The 1,551-nt window shown below is 60.3% G+C and carries 2 protein-coding genes; both read left to right on the top strand.

Going from position 1 to position 1,551, the window contains the following annotated elements; translation table 11 throughout:
- A partial coding sequence (locus tag V6C16_RS12930; RefSeq protein WP_333543403.1) for a putative PEP-binding protein occupies positions 1–902 on the top strand: 902 nt, incomplete at its 5' end.
- The gene (smpB, locus tag V6C16_RS12925) at positions 899–1,354 is read left to right on the top strand and encodes an SsrA-binding protein SmpB (RefSeq protein ID WP_333543402.1); all 456 of its coding nucleotides are present in this window, start codon (positions 899–901) and stop codon (positions 1,352–1,354) included. The genes V6C16_RS12930 and smpB, both read left to right, overlap by 4 nt.
- Positions 1,355–1,551: the final 197 nt, after the last annotated feature.

Genomic DNA, 1,551 nt, shown 5'->3' with positions numbered 1-1,551 from the left:
ACGGCGTGGGCCTGTACCGCACAGAATTTGCCTACCTCAAGGGCCGTTTGCCCGACGAGGAAGATCTGCTGGCAGAATACGCCGCTGTGGCGCAAAAAATTGCGCCGGAGCGCGTGGTTTTCCGTACGCTGGACGTGGGCGCGGACAAAATGCTGCATGCCCAGGCCGCCCTTAAAGAGCCAAATCCGGCCCTCGGCCTGCGCGGCATACGTTTTTGCCTGCGCCATCAGGGCCTGTTCCGCACCCAGTTACGGGCGCTCATGCGGGCGGGAGTTCAGGGCAACGTGGCTATCATGCTGCCTATGGTTTCCGGCCTGGACGAAGTGCAGCAGGTGCGCGGCATCATGCAGGAACTGCATCAGGAACTGACGGCCCGCGATCTGCCGCACGCGCCTCCCCTGCCGCTGGGCGTCATGATAGAAACCCCGGCGGCGGCACTTATCTGCGACGCGCTTGCCAGGGAATGCGACTTTTTCAGCATAGGAACCAACGATCTTATCCACTATATTATGGGGATAGACCGCAACAATCATCATGTGGCCTATCTCAACGAGCCGCTGCACCCCGCCGTGGTGCGCTCGCTCAAGCATATTATTGATGCCGCCCACCGTGAGGGCATAGGCGTTTCGGTCTGCGGCGAGCTTGCCTCCGACCCGTTGGGCATGGCCCTGCTGCTCGGCATGGGGGTGGACACCATCTCTGCCGCGCCGCGCTTTGTGCCGGGCCTGAAACACCTTATCCGCCAGCTCAAGTCCGAAACCTGCATGGAACTGGCCCACAGTGTGCTCATGAGCACAGACGTGGCCGCTTCCCGCCGTATGGTGCGTGAAACCCTGCACCAGACCCTGGGACCGGAACTGGCCTTTCATACCACAAGCCTTTTGACCCACAGCCAGCCATGAGCCAAAAAACATCTCCTTCCACCATCGCCGTCAATAAAAAGGCCCGCCATCTCTATGAACTTTCCGAATTCACCGAGGCGGGGGTTGTTCTTACCGGTCCCGAAGTCAAAAGCATACGCGCGGGCAAGGTCAACTTCGTCGACAGTTATGTGGACTTCCGCCGGGGCGAAGCCTGGCTGGTGTCGCTGCACATAGCCCCCTATTCCAATGCGGGTTATGCCCCGCAGGAGCCGGAGCGCGCGCGCAAGCTGCTGCTGCACCAGCGCGAAATCGCCAAACTGGCGGGCATTGTGGCCCAGAAGGGCCTTACCGTGGTCCCCGTGCGCCTGTATCTCAAGCGGGGCAAAATCAAGGTGGAAATAGCGGTGGGCCGCGGCAAAAAACTGCACGATCACCGCGAAAGCCTGAAACGTCGGGCCGAAGAGCGCGATCTGGCCCGCGAACTGTCATGACCGCCACCTTTGATCCCGATCGGCACGTCCGGCCCGGCATGGTTGACTGACCGGCGGCAGGCAATCCGCCTTAGACAGTGTCGTCACGAGCGCCTTTCCCGGTATCTCTGCGTCGAACTTCGCCTTTTATTCCGGTCGAGTACCATAAGAGTACACTCCCTGCATAAAAGGCTCGTTCTCCTTGATATACCAAGGAA

The sequence above is a fragment of the Desulfovibrio sp. 1188_IL3213 genome (assembly GCF_036763145.1).
Lineage (GTDB): Bacteria > Desulfobacterota > Desulfovibrionia > Desulfovibrionales > Desulfovibrionaceae > Desulfovibrio.
The sequence above is the reverse complement of the archived record's forward strand: the minus strand, read 5'-3'. Positions and strand labels throughout refer to the sequence as shown.